The 15499-nt window shown below is 66.2% G+C and carries 15 protein-coding genes; 12 read left to right on the forward strand and 3 right to left on the reverse strand.

Annotation, left to right across the window (positions count from 1 at the left end; translation table 11 throughout):
- Window positions 1-136: 136 nt before the first annotated feature.
- The 5 genes from mexE (at window position 137) to ACFW0H_RS01910 (ending at window position 6974) form a co-directional block, all read left to right on the forward strand.
- Window positions 137-1378, forward strand: coding sequence for a multidrug efflux RND transporter periplasmic adaptor subunit MexE (mexE, locus tag ACFW0H_RS01890; RefSeq protein WP_422912191.1), 1242 nt, complete (start codon window positions 137-139; stop codon window positions 1376-1378).
- A gap of 11 nt (window positions 1379-1389) precedes the next feature.
- Window positions 1390-4578 carry an efflux RND transporter permease subunit gene (locus tag ACFW0H_RS01895; protein ID WP_422912192.1) on the forward strand — a complete coding sequence of 1063 codons (3189 nt, stop codon included), beginning with the start codon at window positions 1390-1392 and terminating at the stop codon, window positions 4576-4578.
- Window positions 4575-5969 (forward strand): efflux transporter outer membrane subunit, encoded by a 1395-nt coding sequence (locus ACFW0H_RS01900; protein ID WP_422912193.1) that lies wholly within the window; start codon window positions 4575-4577, stop codon window positions 5967-5969. The genes ACFW0H_RS01895 and ACFW0H_RS01900 overlap by 4 nt, the downstream gene beginning before the upstream one ends.
- 210 nt (window positions 5970-6179) lie before the next feature.
- Window positions 6180-6371, forward strand: coding sequence for a hypothetical protein (locus ACFW0H_RS01905; RefSeq protein WP_422912194.1), 192 nt, complete (start codon window positions 6180-6182; stop codon window positions 6369-6371).
- Window positions 6372-6491: 120 nt separating this feature from the next.
- Window positions 6492-6974: a hypothetical protein gene (locus tag ACFW0H_RS01910; protein ID WP_422912195.1), complete on the forward strand. Its 483-nt coding sequence runs from the start codon at window positions 6492-6494 to the stop codon at window positions 6972-6974.
- A gap of 7 nt (window positions 6975-6981) precedes the next feature.
- On the opposite strand, the gene ACFW0H_RS01915 is transcribed toward ACFW0H_RS01910, so the two are convergent.
- Window positions 6982-7344 carry a DUF3509 domain-containing protein gene (locus ACFW0H_RS01915; RefSeq protein ID WP_422912196.1) on the reverse strand — a complete coding sequence of 121 codons (363 nt, stop codon included), beginning with the start codon at window positions 7342-7344 and terminating at the stop codon, window positions 6982-6984.
- Window positions 7345-7617: 273 nt separating this feature from the next.
- Between ACFW0H_RS01915 and ACFW0H_RS01920 the strand changes: the two genes are divergently transcribed.
- Window positions 7618-7959, forward strand: a complete 342-nt coding sequence (locus tag ACFW0H_RS01920) for an FKBP-type peptidyl-prolyl cis-trans isomerase (protein WP_422912197.1) — start codon at window positions 7618-7620, stop codon at window positions 7957-7959.
- A 205-nt stretch (window positions 7960-8164) separates the two neighbouring features.
- Here the strand turns inward: ACFW0H_RS01920 and ACFW0H_RS01925 are convergent, their stop codons facing one another.
- Window positions 8165-9046 (reverse strand): LysR family transcriptional regulator, encoded by an 882-nt coding sequence (locus ACFW0H_RS01925; RefSeq protein ID WP_422912198.1) that lies wholly within the window; start codon window positions 9044-9046, stop codon window positions 8165-8167.
- A 97-nt stretch (window positions 9047-9143) separates the two neighbouring features.
- Between ACFW0H_RS01925 and ACFW0H_RS01930 the strand changes: the two genes are divergently transcribed.
- The 3 genes from ACFW0H_RS01930 (at window position 9144) to ACFW0H_RS01940 (ending at window position 11598) form a co-directional block, all read left to right on the forward strand.
- On the forward strand, window positions 9144-9674 hold the full coding sequence (locus ACFW0H_RS01930; protein WP_422912199.1) for a GNAT family N-acetyltransferase: 531 nt from the start codon (window positions 9144-9146) through the stop codon (window positions 9672-9674).
- Window positions 9646-10818, forward strand: coding sequence for an MFS transporter (locus ACFW0H_RS01935; protein WP_422912200.1), 1173 nt, complete (start codon window positions 9646-9648; stop codon window positions 10816-10818). Before ACFW0H_RS01930 ends, ACFW0H_RS01935 begins: the two co-directional genes overlap by 29 nt.
- A gap of 75 nt (window positions 10819-10893) precedes the next feature.
- Window positions 10894-11598, forward strand: coding sequence for a glutathione S-transferase N-terminal domain-containing protein (locus ACFW0H_RS01940; RefSeq protein ID WP_422912201.1), 705 nt, complete (start codon window positions 10894-10896; stop codon window positions 11596-11598).
- A 245-nt stretch (window positions 11599-11843) separates the two neighbouring features.
- Here ACFW0H_RS01940 and ACFW0H_RS01945 read toward each other — a convergent pair whose 3' ends face one another.
- Complete coding sequence (locus ACFW0H_RS01945; RefSeq protein ID WP_422912202.1) at window positions 11844-12431, reverse strand: eCIS core domain-containing protein; 588 nt, start codon at window positions 12429-12431, stop codon at window positions 11844-11846.
- A 143-nt stretch (window positions 12432-12574) separates the two neighbouring features.
- Between ACFW0H_RS01945 and ACFW0H_RS01950 the strand changes: the two genes are divergently transcribed.
- From ACFW0H_RS01950 to ACFW0H_RS01960, 3 genes are all read left to right on the forward strand, one after another.
- Entirely contained in the window at window positions 12575-14002 is a 1428-nt protein-coding gene (locus tag ACFW0H_RS01950) for a mechanosensitive ion channel domain-containing protein (protein WP_422912203.1), read from the forward strand.
- A 98-nt stretch (window positions 14003-14100) separates the two neighbouring features.
- The gene (locus tag ACFW0H_RS01955) at window positions 14101-14733 is read left to right on the forward strand and encodes a hypothetical protein (protein WP_422912204.1); all 633 of its coding nucleotides are present in this window, start codon (window positions 14101-14103) and stop codon (window positions 14731-14733) included.
- 23 nt (window positions 14734-14756) lie between these two features.
- Entirely contained in the window at window positions 14757-15371 is a 615-nt protein-coding gene (locus ACFW0H_RS01960) for a helix-turn-helix transcriptional regulator (RefSeq protein WP_422912205.1), read from the forward strand.
- The last annotated feature ends 128 nt before the right edge of the window (window positions 15372-15499 follow it).

Below are 15499 nucleotides of genomic sequence, written 5' to 3' on the forward strand. Positions count from 1 at the left end.
AAACATCAGCAGTTCCGCAACTCCGATCAAATCAATCACTTCCAGTGATAGTCATCTTCAGGCCGTTCGATTCGTCTGTCACAACCGCTGAAAGCAGACTCCGCCCAATCAAAAAACCAAATGGCGGAGCTGTCCCATGGAAGCACTTCACAAGAATCTCTGGCGTTACCCCCTGACCCTCGCGGCGGCGGTGGTGCTGGTGGCCTGCGGCAGGGCACCGGAAGCCGGGCTCAACCATGCGACCCCAAAGGTCAGCGTCGCCGAGGTGATCGAGCAGCCCCTCAACGAGTGGGACGAATTCACCGGCCGCCTGGAAGCCCCCGAATCCGTCGAGATCCGTCCGCGCGTCTCCGGCTATATCGACCGCGTAGCCTTCGATGAAGGCAGCCTGGTGAAGAAAGGCGACCTGCTGTTCCAGATCGACCCGCGCCCCTTCGAGGCCGAGGTCAAGCGCCTGGAAGCCCAGCTGCAGCAGGCCCGCGCCAACCAGAACCGTGCTGCCAATGAGGCCCGTCGCGGCGAGCGCCTGCGCCAGACCAACGCCATTTCCGCCGAACTGGCCGACGCCCGCACCACTGCCGCTGTCGAAGCCCAGGCCGCCGTCGCCGCCACCCAGGCCGAGCTGGACAACGCCAAACTGAACCTCAGCTTCACCCGCGTCACCTCGCCCATCAACGGTCGCGTCAGCCGGGCCGAGATCACCGAAGGCAACCTGGTCAATGCCGGCCAGTCGCTGCTGACCTCGGTGGTATCCACCGACAAGGTGTACGCCTACTTCGACGCCGACGAGCGCGCCTTCCTCAAGTACGTCGAACTGGCCCGCAAGTCCGGCTCCGACACCCGCGCCGCCAGCCCCGTGTACATGGGCCTGTCCAGCGAGACCGGCAACCCGCACCTGGGCCAGTTGGACTTCCTCGACAACCAGGTCAACCCGCGCACCGGCACCATCCGTGGCCGCGCCGTGTTCGACAACAGCGATGGCCAGTTCACCCCCGGCCTCTACGCCCGCATCAAGCTGGTGGGCAGCGAGACCTACCCGGCCGCGCTGGTCAAGGACGAGGCCATCGGCACCGACCTGGGCAAGAAGTTCGTCCTGGTCCTGGGTGACGACAACAAGGTGAATTACCGCGCCATCGAGCTGGGGCCGAAGCTGGAAGGCCTGCGCATCGTCCGCCATGGCCTGGCCAAGGGCGAGAAAATCGTGGTCAACGGCCTGCAGCGCGCGATGCCCGGTTCACCGGTAGAGCCGCAAGCGGTGCCGATGGCCGACGAATCCACCCTCGACCAGTTGGCGCGCCTGCGCCAGTCCGTGGAAGAGCGCGAGTCCCCGCGTGTGGCCGAGCGCAACGCCAAAACTTCCGTCGGCCCGCGCGGCTGAGGTAGCACGCCATGAATTTCTCCCAGTTCTTCATCCAGCGGCCGATCTTTGCCGCCGTGCTGTCGCTGCTGATCCTGATCGGCGGTGCCATCTCGCTGTTCCAGCTGCCCATCAGCGAATACCCGGAAGTGGTCCCGCCGACGGTGGTGGTGCGCGCCAACTTCCCCGGCGCCAACCCCAAGGTGATCGGTGAAACCGTCGCCTCGCCGCTGGAACAGGCCATCGTCGGCGTGGAAGGCATGCTCTACATGTCGTCCCAGGCCACCAACGACGGCAAGCTGAGCCTGACCGTCACCTTCGCCCTGGGTACTGACCTGGACAACGCCCAGGTGCAGGTGCAGAACCGCGTCACCCGCACCCTGCCCACCCTGCCCACCGAGGTGCAGCGCCTGGGCGTGACCGTCGACAAGTCCTCGCCGGACCTGACCATGGTGGTGCACCTGACTTCGCCGGATGACCGCTACGACATGCTCTATCTGTCGAACTACGCGGCACTCAACATCAAGGACGAGCTGGCACGCCTGGACGGCGTGGGCGACGTGCAACTGTTCGGCATGGGCAACTACTCCCTGCGCGTCTGGCTCGACCCGAACAAGGTGGCGTCGCGCAACCTCACCGCCACGGACGTGATCAACGCCATCCGCGAACAGAACCGCCAGGTCGCCGCCGGTGCCCTCGGCGCCCCGCCGGTGGACGGTGGCAACAGCTTCCAGCTCTCGATCAACACCCAGGGCCGCCTGGTCACTGAGGAAGAGTTCGAGAACATCATCATCCGTGCTGGCGACGACGGCGAAATCACTCGTCTGAAGGACATCGCCCGTGTCGAGCTGGGTTCCAACCAGTACGCCCTGCGTTCGCTGCTGAACAACAAGCCGGCGGTCGCAATCCCGGTCTTCCAGCGTCCAGGCTCCAACGCCATCGACATCTCCGATCAAGTCCGGGCTCGCATGGCCGAGCTGAAGAAGAGCTTCCCCCAGGGCATGGACTACGAAATCGTCTATGACCCGACCATCTTCGTGCGCGGCTCCATCGAGGCGGTGGTGCACACCCTGCTCGAAGCCATAGTGCTGGTGGTGCTGGTGGTGATCCTGTTCCTGCAGACCTGGCGCGCGTCGATCATCCCGCTGGCCGCCGTACCGGTATCGCTGATCGGCACCTTCGCGGTGATGCACCTGTTCGGCTTCTCCCTCAACGCCTTGTCGCTGTTCGGCCTGGTGCTGGCCATCGGCATCGTGGTGGACGACGCCATCGTGGTGGTCGAAAACGTCGAACGGAACATCGGTCTCGGCAAGTCGCCCATCGAGGCCACCCGCCAGGCCATGAAGGAAGTGACCGGCCCGATCATCGCCACCGCCCTGGTGCTGTGCGCCGTGTTCGTGCCGACTGCCTTCATCTCCGGCCTCACCGGTCAGTTCTTCCAGCAGTTCGCCCTGACCATCGCCATCTCCACGGTGATCTCGGCCTTCAACTCCCTGACCCTGTCGCCGGCCCTGGCCGCCGTGCTGCTGAAGGATCACCACGCGCCCAAGGACCGCTTCTCGCGCGTCCTCGACACACTGCTGGGCCGCTGGCTGTTCAATCCGTTCAACCGCGTCTTCGATCGCGCCGGTTTCGGCTATGTCGGCACCGTACGTCGCGTGCTGCGCGGCAGCGGCATCGCCATGTTCGTCTACGGCGGCCTGCTGGTACTGGGCTACCTGGGTTTCTCCAGCACCCCGACCGGCTTCGTGCCGCCTCAGGACAAGCAGTACCTGGTGGCCTTCGCCCAACTGCCGGACGCCGCGACCCTGGACCGCACTGAGGCGGTGATCAAGCGCATGTCGGAAATCGCCGGCAAGCACCCGGGCGTGGAAAACTCGGTGGCCTTCCCGGGTCTGTCGATCAACGGCTTCACCAACAGCCCCAACAGCGGCATCGTGTTCACCCCGCTCAAGCCGTTCGATGAGCGCAAGGACCCGTCCATGTCCGCCGGCGCCATCGCCGCCGAGCTGAACAAGCAGTTCGCGGACATCCAGGATGCCTATATCGCCATCTTCCCGCCGCCACCGGTGCGGGGCCTGGGCACCATCGGCGGCTTCCGCCTGCAGGTCGAGGATCGCGGCAACCTGGGCTACGAGGAGCTGTACAAGCAGACCCAGAACGTCATCGCCAAGGCGCGCCAATTGCCCGAGCTGAACCCGATGTCGCTGTTCACCAGCTACCAGGTCAACGTGCCCCAGGTCGATGCCGCCATCGACCGCGAAAAGGCCAAGACCCACGGCGTGGCCATCAGCGACATCTTCGACACCATGCAGGTGTACCTGGGTTCGCTGTACGCCAACGACTTCAACCGCTTCGGCCGTACCTACCAGGTCAACGTCCAGGCCGACCAGCAGTTCCGCATGGAACCGGAGCAGATCGGCCAGCTGAAGGTGCGCAACAACCGTGGCGAGATGATCCCGCTGTCCACCTTCGTCAAGATTGACAGCACCTCGGGCCCTGACCGGGTGATGCACTACAACGGCTTCATCACCGCCGAAATCAACGGCGCGGCCGCCCCGGGCTACAGCTCCGGCCAGGCCGAGGCGGCGATCGAGAAACTGCTGAAGGAAGAACTGCCCAACGGCATGACCTATGAGTGGACGGACCTGACCTACCAGCAGATCCTCGCCGGCAATACCGCGGTGTTCATCTTCCCGCTCTGCGTGCTGCTGGCCTTCCTGGTGCTGGCCGCCCAGTACGAGAGCTGGAGCCTGCCGCTGGCGGTGATCCTGATCGTGCCGACCGTGCTGGTGTCCGCCATTGCCGGGGTGATCCTGGCCGGCAGCGACAACAACATCTTCACCCAGATCGGCCTGATCGTACTGGTGGGCCTGGCGTGCAAGAACGCCATCCTCATCGTCGAGTTCGCCAAGGAGAAACAGGAAGAAGGCCTGGACCGCGTCTCCGCCGTCCTGGAAGCCTGCCGCCTGCGTCTGCGCCCGATCCTGATGACCTCCATCGCCTTCATCATGGGCGTGGTGCCCCTGGTGCTGTCCTCCGGCGCCGGCGCGGAAATGCGCCATGCCATGGGTGTAGCGGTGTTCAGCGGGATGATCGGCGTGACCTTCTTCGGCCTGCTGCTGACCCCGGTGTTCTATGTCCTGATCCGCGGCTTCGTCGAGAAGCGCGAAGCCCGCAAGGCCGCTCGCGCCCCGCAACTGAAGGAAGTACACGCATGATGCACAAGGCTTTTGCCCCCGCCCTGCTGGCCCTGGCCCTGAGTGCCTGCGCCGTGGGCCCGGACTACAAGGCCCCCGAGAGCGAGCCCGCGCGGCTCGCCTCGGCGGATAGTGTCAAGGTCGACCGCGCCCGTTTCGAGAGCCTCTGGTGGCAGCAGTTCGACGACCCGACCCTGAACCAGCTGGTGCAGCAGTCCCTCCAGGAAAACCGTGACCTGCGCGTGGCCTTCGCCCGCCTCAAGGCCGCCCGCGCCATCCAGGACGACGTTGGCAACGACCAGTTGCCAGTGGTCACCGCTGGCGCCAGCGCCGAGATCGGCAAGGGCCAGCAGCCCGGCATCACGGAATCGCGGGTCAACACCGAACGCTACGACCTGGGCCTGGACATGGCCTGGGAGCTGGACCTGTTCGGCCGCATCCAGCGGCAGATCGAAGCCAGCGAAGCCGAGACCGACGCGGCCAAGGCCGACCTGCAGCAGTTGCAGGTCAGCCTGATCGCCGAACTGGTGGACGCCTACGGCAACCTGCGCGGCGCCCAGCTGCGCGAACGCATCGCTCGCGAGAACCTGGAGAACCAGCAGGAATCCCGTGGCCTGACCGAGCAACTGCGTGACGCCGGCGTCGGCAGTGAACTGGACGTGCTGCGCGCCGACGGCCGCCTGGCCGCCACCGAGGCCAGCCTGCCGCAGCTGCAGGCCGAGGAAGCCCGCGCTCGCAACCGCATTGCCACCCTGCTCGGCCAGCGCCCGGAACAGCTCTCCGTGGACCTCGCGCCCAAGCCGCTGCCGGTGATCGCCAAGGCGCTGCCCATTGGCGATCCCGCCGAACTGCTGCGGCGTCGTCCGGACGTGCGCTCCGCCGAGCGCCAACTGGCTGCCGCCACCGCCAACGTGGGGGTGGCCACTGCCGACCTGTTCCCCCGCGTGAGCCTGTCCGGCTTCCTCGGCTTCACCGCCGGGCGCGGCTCGCAGATCGGCTCCTCCGCCGCGCGGGCCTGGGCCGTGGCGCCGACCATTTCCTGGGCGGCCTTCGACCTCGGCAGCGTGCGCGCCCAGATCCGCGCCTCCGAAGCCGACGCCGAAGGCGCGCTGGCCAGCTATGAACAGCAGGTGCTGCTCGCCCTGGAGGAATCGGAGAACGCCTTCAGCGACTACGGCAAGCGCCAGCAGCGCCTGGTGTCCCTGGTGCGCCAGTCGGAAGCCACCCGCGCCGCCGCCGAGCAGGCTGCCACCCGCTACCGCGAAGGCACCGTGGACTTCCTCGTGCTGCTGGACGCCGAACGCGAACGCCTGGCCGCCGAAGACGCCCAGGCCCAGGCCGAAGTGGATGTCTATCGCGGCATCGTCGCCATCTACAAGGCCCTGGGCGGCGGCTGGCAACCCCAGGCCTGACCTTCTCCTCCCGGTCCGGCCTGCCCGGCCGGCCACCTTGCCCCGCGGAGCTGAGCTCCTCGCCGCGGGGCTCTTTTTGAGTCCGCAGGGATTGCCATGGACGACCGGCACAGCCGGGAACCAGGAGCCCTGACCTCGTCAAGGATGGCATTACCGAATTCAGAGCCAGCTCTGAATACCCCAACCCTTGATCTCTACAGGAGACCTTCCATGAAAACCCTGATCACCACAGCGACCCTTCTTGCCGTAGCCCTTGCCGCCGGTTCGGCCATGGCCTCGGGCGGCGGCGATCGCACCGTCACCCGCTACGAAAAGCGACTCGCCCAGATCGAGAAACAGCAACGCGAGGCGAAAGACGCCGTCGCCCAGGAGGAACTCGCCGAAAAAGCCAAACGTGGCTGAGGTACAAGGAAGGGGTGGGTTCGCCCGCCCCTTCCCTGAAGCCCCGCACGATACCCATCACCCGCGCAGCGCCGCCCGTCCCCGGCGCCATTGTCTGTCCCGCGACATCCGGCTAGCGTCATGCCCAGAATCGACGAAGCCAGCCCCATGCCCACTGACGCCCAGATCCTCGCCGCCATAGATGCCGCCTTCGGCGACTGCCCACGCCCCGAGCACTTCACCGACTACCGGCACTGCTGCGAATGCGCCGAACACGACGAACTGCTGCGCAGCCGTGACCGCGCCACGCTGCTGCACGCCGATGTCGGCAATGCCGGTTGGGACCCGATGTGTTTCTGCTCCGCCGAAGGCATCGCCTACTACATTCCCGCCCTGGCGCGATTCGCCCTGGCCGAGCCGGTGCCGGAACTGGACTGGTACGGCTGGCAACTGGTCTTCCACCTCGACTACGGCGGTGCGGAGAATCGCTTCTTCAGGCACTGCTCGCCCGCCCAACGCCAGGCGATCGCCAGGCTGCTGGCGCACTTGCTGGAAACCCGCACCGAATGGCTGGATATGGACGCCGACAGCGTCCTGCGCGCCCATGGCGTCTGGGCCGGCTGACCGGCCTTCAGGCCGCCGGGGCTCGAAGGCTCTGCTGCTCCAGCTCCCGCTTGCGCCGGGCCACCAGGGTCTTGGCCGCCGTCATCCGTACGGGCCCGCCCAGGTAGGTGGGCAGGTCACGGGATACCCAGTCGACACCCGTGCCGTGCCAGAGCGCCTCCCCCGCCTCCAGCTTCATGTCCCGCTGCAGTTCGCGGATCACCTGGCGCACGCGCTCATCGCTGTACAACGCTTCACTGTCGATGGCCTTGCATACGGACTTGCGGTCCTTTGCGACCAGCGTAAGCAGCAACGAACCGTCGGGGCGCGGCTTGATGATCACCTTGTGCTGCGGGAAGGCGTCGTAGAACGCGGTGAATGGCAGCTTCATGCGGGACACTCCTGCCTTGCTTCCTGAGTTCTGGTTCCTAGCAGCACGCGTGCCCGAATCGACGCCTCAGGCGAATCCTTTGGAATCAGGCACATGGAACGGATCTTCAGCGCTGACAGCGGGAGACTTGCACGATTGCCCTGCGCAGCACCGTGCAAGTTGCCCGACTCGCCTGGGCCAGTTGGCCGGTCCCCTGTTGCCAGTGCGTCCGATTCCTGCGAAAAGGCTGCCCCCAATGGCCATACTTGGCCGACGAACCCAGGAGCATGAGCCGTGAGCCAAGAACTGCAGATCACCGATATCCAACTGGGCGATGGCAAGGAGGTGGTCAAGGGCGCCCTGATCACCACCCACTACCGGGGCACCCTGGAAGACGGCACGGAGTTCGACTCGTCCTATGCCCGTGGCAAGCCGTTCCAGTGCGTGATCGGCACCAGGCGCGTGATCCGGGGCTGGGATATCGGCCTCATGGGCATGAAGGTCGGCGGCAAACGCAGGCTCTTCGTGCCGGCGCACCTGGCCTATGGCGAGCGCCAGGTCGGCGAACACATCAAGCCCAACTCCAACCTGCTGTTCGAGATCGAGCTGCTGGAAGTCCTGACGCGGGACGATTGATCCGGGCGGACTGCCACAGGCTTTTGGCCCGCGACCGCCGCCGGTACCGCACGAGACGTAGAGAAAACGCCCGGAGATTGTGTCGCCGGGCGCTCGCAGGATAAACACCCTGGCTGTCGGCAAGCTTTCAGCCGCTGACGGAGCATCCACCTTGCAGGCCGTGGCCGAGCTGCGCGAAGCCCGGCAAGCGGCCCGTCGAAATCACTTACGGCGCCAACCCTTCGAGCGCCGCCAGTACCTTGCGCAAGCTCGCGCCGAGGGGTTTGTCCTGGCGCAGCACCAGACCCAGGGTGCGGGACAGGCCAGGCGCCAGCGGACGTACCTCCAGCCCACGCCTGTGGTGCGGCGCGTCCACCGCCATGCGCGGCACGATGCTCCAGCCGAGGCCGGCGGCGACCATTTCCTTGATGGCCTCGATGCTGCCCAGCTCCATGACCGCACGCGGCCGCAGGCCGGCCTGGAGAAACCAGTCATCGATCAGCAGCCGGGTGCTGCTGCCCGGCTCGAAGAGCACCAGGGGCTGCTCGCTCAGATCCTGCACAGAAATACGCTCGGGCAATTCCCCCGCAACGGCAATGGCCACGAACTCGTCCCGCAACAGTGGCGTCACATGCAGGCTGCGGCCACTGGCCGGCAGTGTCACCAGGCCGATGTCCAGACGGTTTTCCACCACGGCTGCGACTATATCGTCGGTATTGCCGGTGCTGACCCGGATATCCAGCGCCGGATAACGCCGGCGCATGGCCTGGAGCAGCGGCGGCAGCAGATGGATGCAGGCCGTGGCGCCGGTGCCGATCGCCACCTGCCCGGCGACGCCCTGGGCATGACTGGACATGTCCTGCAGCGCCTCTTCCACCAGGTCGTCGATGCGCCGGGCATGTTCCAGCAGCCGGGCACCGGCGGCGGTGGCCTTCAGGCGCTTGCCCACCCGCTCGATCAAGCGCAGGTTCAGGCGATTCTCCAACTGGCGAATCTGCAGGCTGACGGCGGGCTGGGTGAGACCCAGGCGCTCCGCCGCCGCGGAAAAACTGCCGGCGGTGATCACTTCGATGAAGGTGTGCAATTGATCCAGGTTGAGGCGTTTCATCTAAAAGCTCTGCTTATGAGTCGTATAACCAGCCAAAGCTTCTCTAAGACTAAGTCCCGCTCCATCATTCCGCCATCCCATCCCAACGAGCCCTGCCATGAGCCCGATCCTCCTGCGTGACGCCACCCCGGCCGACCTACCCGCCATTCAGTCCGTCTACCGGCCCCACGTCCTTCAGGGCCTGGCCAGTTTCGAAACCGAAGTGCCCGACCTGGCCGAACTGGGTCAGCGCATGGCCAAGGTGCAGGCACTCGGGCTGCCCTACCTGGTGGCCGAGCTGGACGGCGACCTGGCGGGCTACGGCTATGCCACGCCCTACCGCCCCCGCCCGGCCTACCGCTATACCGTGGAAGATTCGGTATACGTGCGCGACGGCCTGGAGGGGCGCGGCATCGGCCGTCTGCTGCTGGAACGCCTGATCCAGCGCTGCGAAACGGGCGGCTGGCGGCAAATGATCGCCATGGTCGGCAACAGCGAGAACCTCGCCTCGGTGGGCCTGCACGAGCGCCTGGGTTTTCGCCGCGTCGGCGTCCTGGAGAAGGTGGGTTTCAAGCATGGCCGCTGGCTCGATTGCGTGATCCTGCAGCGCAGCCTGGGCGATGGCGCCGGCAGCCTGCCCGGCCCATGAGATGAAGCGCCGGCTGGTGTTGCGGCTGGGACTCGCCCAACTGATCAACTGGGGCGTTTCCTTCTACATTCCCGGCGCCTTCGCCGCCGCCATCATCCAGGACACCCGCTGGCAGGCCGGCCTGGTCCACGCCGGGCTGTCCCTGGCCCTGCTGGTGATGGGGCTGGTCTCGCCCCTGAGCGGGGGCTGGATCGAACGCTGGGGCGGACGCCGGGTGATGTGCGCAGGCAGCCTGCTGAACGCCGCCGGCTGCCTGTTGCTGGCCGGCAGCGGCACAGCGTGCCAGTACCTCGCGGCCTGGCTGGTGCTGGGCGTGGGCATGCGTCTGTCGCTCTACGATGCGGCCTTCGCCACCCTGGCGGCGCTCCTCGGGCCGGACGGCCGCAAGGCCATGGTCCAGGTCACCCTGTTCGGCGGGCTCTCCACCAGCCTGTTCTGGCCCCTCGGCGGCTGGCTGGCCGACACCTTCGGCTGGCGCGCCGGCCTCACTTGCTTCGCCGTTTCCGCCCTGCTGGGCTGGGCCTTGCTGCTGGGTCTTCCCGGCCAGCCGCCAGCCCAGGCGAAGCAGCCCACGGCAATTGCGGCCATGCCTTTGCCCCGGGTTCCCGCGCGGCTCTATGGGCTGGCCATGGCGCTCACCGCCTTCCTCGCCTCGGGGCTGTCCGCCCATATGACCTCGCTGTTGGCCAGCCACGGCCTGCCCACAGCCCTTGCGGCGCTCTGGGGCGTCGGCCAGGTGGGCGCCAGGTTGGCGGACTGCCTGCAACGCCGCTCGCTTCCGGCCCTGCACCTCAATCTCTGGGTGGGCGTGGCGCTGCCGGCGTGCTTCGCCCTGGGCCTTGTCGGGCTCGGCTCGGCGCCGCTGGCAGGGCTGTTCGTGCTGGCTTACGGTGCCCTGAACGGCCTGGCGACCCTGCTGCGCGCCAGCCTGCCGCTGGAGCTCTTCGCCACCGAGGGTTACGCCCAGGCCCTGGGACGCCTGCTGGCGCCGGCGTTCCTCCTTGCCGCAGTGGCACCCTGGGTCTACGCGCTGGTGCGCAGCCAGGCCGGCGACATGGCCATGCTCTGGCTGTCCCTGGCCATCGCCCTGGGCGTGCTGTCGAGCGCCGTCGCCCTGCATCGGCTGCGGCGCGCCGGGCCTTGAATCAGAGCCTTTCGCTCGCCGGCCAAGGGCGGGTATGGTTGCCCATCCGCTTGCAACCTTGAACAGGGAGTTCCCATGACCGATCTGTCGGCTTTCCCCATCACTCGCAAATGGCCCGCCACCCGGCCGGACGTGCTGCAGCTCTATTCCCTGCCGACGCCCAATGGCGTCAAGGTTTCCATCATGCTGGAGGAAACCGGCCTGCCCTACGAGCCGCACCTGGTGAGCTTCGAGCGCTCTGATCAGATGTCGCCGGGGTTCCTCTCCCTCAATCCGAACAACAAGATTCCGGCGATCATCGATCCCAACGGGCCGGACGGCCGCGCGCTGCCGCTGTTCGAATCCGGCGCCATCCTCATCTACCTGGCGGACAAGACCGGCCAGTTGATCCCGCAGGACGCCTCCGGCCGCTACGAATGCATCCAGTGGCTGATGTTCCAGATGGGCGGCATCGGCCCGATGTTCGGCCAGCTCGGCTTCTTCAACAAATTCGCCGGCAAGGACTACGAGGACAAGCGTCCCCTTGAGCGTTATGTGCAGGAATCGGCGCGGCTGCTGGCGGTGCTGGACCAGCGCCTGGAAGGCCGCGACTGGATCATGGGCGAGCACTTCAGCATCGCCGACATCGCCACCTTCCCCTGGGTGCGCAACCTGGTCGGCTTCTACGAAGCGGGCGAGCTGGTGCAGTTCGAGCGCTTCACCCAGGTGAAGCGGGTACTGGACGCCTTCCTGGCGCGCCCGGCGGTCATTCGCGGCCTGGGGATTCCGAAGCGGGATTGACCAGGCCCGGCCTGTGGCCTGCGTTCGCGAATGGATTCCCTCCCACAGGGCGGTGCAATGTCAGCCGTGTAGGGTGGATAGCGCTTTTCTATCCACCAGCGAGGCCAAGCAATGCACCGATGGTGGAAATCCCAAAAGGGATTTTCACCCTACGCGTCGATTGACAGGGCATCTCCCCCTCGACCAGGCGCCATGCTGTTCCTGTAGGAGCGATTTCAATCGCGAAGGGCTGCGCAGCAGCCCTGTCATCCGCCCTTCCCCCGCAACACCTTCGCCACCCTGAACTGCACCTCGTAGGCCGGCCCTTCCACGCTGTCGGGGTCCCGGCTGTAGCGCGCCGCGAATCCCTCCACGCCCCACTCCCGAAACTGCCGCGCGTGGGTCAGTTCATGGGCCCAGAGCGCCGTGTCACCCTCGGCGCTCTCGGCGTCGCGGAAGACGATGATGTCGATCAGGGTCGCCGCCTTGATATCCGGGTCATGCAGCATGGCGCTGGCGGTTCCGAGTTCGCTGCTGTCGCCGATCCGATAGCGCACCGCATCCAGCAGTGCGGCATCGAAGTAAGGCACCAGCTGACGGCGGATGCCGGCCGGCATCGCCTCGACGCCGCCAGCCAGGGCATCGGCGCGGGACTGCAGCAGCCATTGCTGCAAGGCATCGGCGGCCACCCGGGTCGCCTCGCCGGGTAGCGGACCGAGCACTTCGCGGGCATCGGGCAGGCAAATGCAGGAGGTGACGCAGACCTCGTACTGCCCTGGCGGACAACCCTGTGCCGGAAGGCCCAGGCAACAGGCACCCAGCAGCATCGCGACCCTTGGAACCAGGCTGGCCATAGGCCCCTCCCCTGCATGCGCGACCTCACCTGGCTCAGACCCCGCGCCAGCACCGATGGCGCCATCGATCCGCCAGACGGCCCCGTATCAGGCCGATGCCAGGCTCTGCTAACGTGATGCGGAAAAATCACGGAAGGGAATTCATGCTCGCCATCATCCAGAACCACCCCCTGGTAACCGGCACGTTCCTGTTGCTGCTCGACCTGCTGACGTGGCGCCTCATCCCCTCCGAGCAACGGTCCTGGCGGGTGCTGTGTCGCACCACGCTGTTCCTGCTGTTCAGCGCGGTGATCTTCGAGGCCGGCCTGAATCCCCTGCAGCCGCCGCCCTGGCCCGACAGCACGCTGAACCTGGTGGCCACGGCGCTGGAGATCGTCTGGTGGCTGTTCTGCGCAAGGACCCTGACCGTGGCGCTGGGCCTGTTGATGCCGCGCTTCGGCCATGCCGGGCGCTTGCTGCAGGACCTGCTCGGTGCGGTGATCTTCCTGGTCGCGGCGGTCGCCGCGGCGGCCTATGTGATGCAACTGCCGGTAAAGGGCCTGCTGGCCACTTCAGGGGTCATGGCCATCGTCATCGGCCTGGCGCTGCAGAGCACCCTCAGCGACGTGTTCTCCGGCATCGTCCTGAACACCACCAAGCCCTACCAGCTGGATGACTGGATCGCCATCGACGGCACCGAAGGCAAGGTGGTGGAGATCGACTGGCGCTCCACCCATCTGCTCACCAACCAGGGCAGCACGGTGGTGATTCCCAATTCGGTGGCCGCCAAGACCAAGGTGCACAACTTCAGCCGCCCCTACGACATCACGGGGGTTTCCATCAGCCTCAAGGTCTCGACCCAGGTGCGCCCGCGCCGGGTGCTGGACGCCCTGGAGAAAACAGTGCAAGGCATCAGCGCCCTGCTCGCCACGCCCAAGCCCAAGGTAGCCATCAAGGGCTCGGATCTGGAGTCCATGGAATACGAAGCCAGCGGCTTCATCCGCACCGGCGAGAACAAGACCGAGATCCGCAACCTCATGTACGACCTGGCGCACCGCCACCTGGAAGCCGCCGGCATCGCCTTCAACACCGGCGCGACGCCGCAGCCCTGGTCGCGGCCGCGCCTGCTGCTGGAGGAGGTGAAAGTCTTCCGCGCCCTGAGCAGCGAGGAAAAAGACCAGCTGAGCCAACTCATGGCGCCCTTGTCGTTTTCCGCCGGACAGGTGGTGCTGGCCCTGGGCGAAGTCTCCGAGAGCCTGCTGGTGATAGGTACCGGCGTGGTCTCGGCGGCGGTGCCGGACGGTGCCCGCATGGTCGAGGCCGGTCGCATGGGGCCTGGGGAAATCCTCGGTGAAGAAGGCATCGCCAACGACGCGCCGTCCCAGGCGCAGTTCACCGCCCTCAGTTCCTGCGTGCTCTACCGCATCGAGAAGGACGCCATCCGCACCTGCCTGGACCAGCGCGTGGAAGTCCGCACCGCCCTCACGCGGCTGCGCAGCTTCCGCGAGCAGGCCAGCCGCAACCTGTTGCTGCAGAAGCCCCAGGCAATCAAGAAAGGTGGCTTCCTCAGCTGGTTGCACAAGAAACAATAGGGACAGCCGTTCGGCGGATTTTCCGACAAAATCAATAATGGCATTTTTTTATGCTTTAATTGTTTTTGTAGGTTTATCCGCAACGCGAGGAGCCCGTCATGAAACTCAGGACACTGGCTTTACTGCTGCTTGTCACGCTCGTTCAACCCCTCTGGACCCAGGCCGCCCAGGAACCGGCCAAGGCCACTGCCGACACCCCCGCCCTGACCACCCGCCTGGCCCTGCGGGATCTCTGGGTGGAACACATCTTCTGGACCCGGAACTACGCCTTCGCCAATCAGCAGCACCAGAAGAAGGAAGCCGAAGCAGCCGCCACCGAAGTGGTCGCCAACGCCAAGTCCATCGCCAACAGCATCGCCCCGCTCTACGGCCAGCCGGCGGCGGACCAACTGCTGGAACTGCTGGCCGGTCACTGGGGCGCAGTAAAGCACTACAGCGATGCCAGCGTGGCCAAGGATGCCGATGGCAAGAAAGCGGCTGTCAGCGACCTGACCCGTAATGCCAAGGGCATCGCCAAGTTCCTGTCCAGCGCCAACCCCAACCTGCCGGAGGATGCCCTGGTCAGCATGCTGGGTGCCCATGGCGGACACCACGTGGCGCAGATCGACGCCCTGGCCAAAGGCGACTTCGCAGGCGAAGCGAAGAACTGGGCAGCCATGCGCCAGCATATGCTGGTCCTGGCGGACACCCTGACCGCTGCGCTGGTCAAGCAGTTCCCGGACAAGTTCTGAAATCGGCCTGTCGAGGTAAATCAATGCTTCAAGGAATGGGAAGAACCCAGCAGGACCTGCTCGGCGCCCTGCTCTACCAGCCGGACGGCATGAGCATCGACGACCTGGCCAGCCATCTGGCGGTGACCCGCACGGCGATCCGCCAGCACCTGGCCGCGCTGGAGCGCGACGGGCTGATCCTGCGGGGCGAAACGCGGCCCACCGGCCGCCGTCCCGAACAGCTTTATCAGCTCAGCCCGCGCGGCCGGGAACTCTTCCCCCGCCAATACCAGTTGCTGGCGAACCTGCTGATCGGCGAGGTCGCCAGCCTCATTGGCCAGGACGCCCTGCTGCGCCTGATGCGCGGCCTGGGTGAGAAGCTGGCCGCCGAACTGGAACGGGAAACCGTGGACGAAGCGCGCATCGCCGAGCACATGAACCAGGCAGGCTACGAGGCCGAGGTGTTCTTCCGCTCCACCGGCGAGCCGGAAATCGTCGCCCACAACTGTGTGTTCCACCACCTTGCGGCCGCCCACCCGGAAGTCTGCGAGCTGGACCTGGCGCTGCTCGGCACCCTCGGCGGCGGCGAGGTGGAACACCTCGAGTGCATGGTCCGTGAGGGCCAAGTATGCCGCTTCCGGATCAACCGCAAGGCCTAGCACGCTGGCGGATTTCCGCCCTCTCCGAGCGAAATATCCAACCCTGATGGCGGACTTTCGCCACTCTCGACCCGCCCCAGTTGGCTGCCAGCTCCGGTGACGCGCGGATTTTCCGGCCTCCGACGATT

Source organism: Metapseudomonas cellulosilytica (assembly GCF_049334135.1).
Lineage (GTDB): Bacteria > Pseudomonadota > Gammaproteobacteria > Pseudomonadales > Pseudomonadaceae > Metapseudomonas.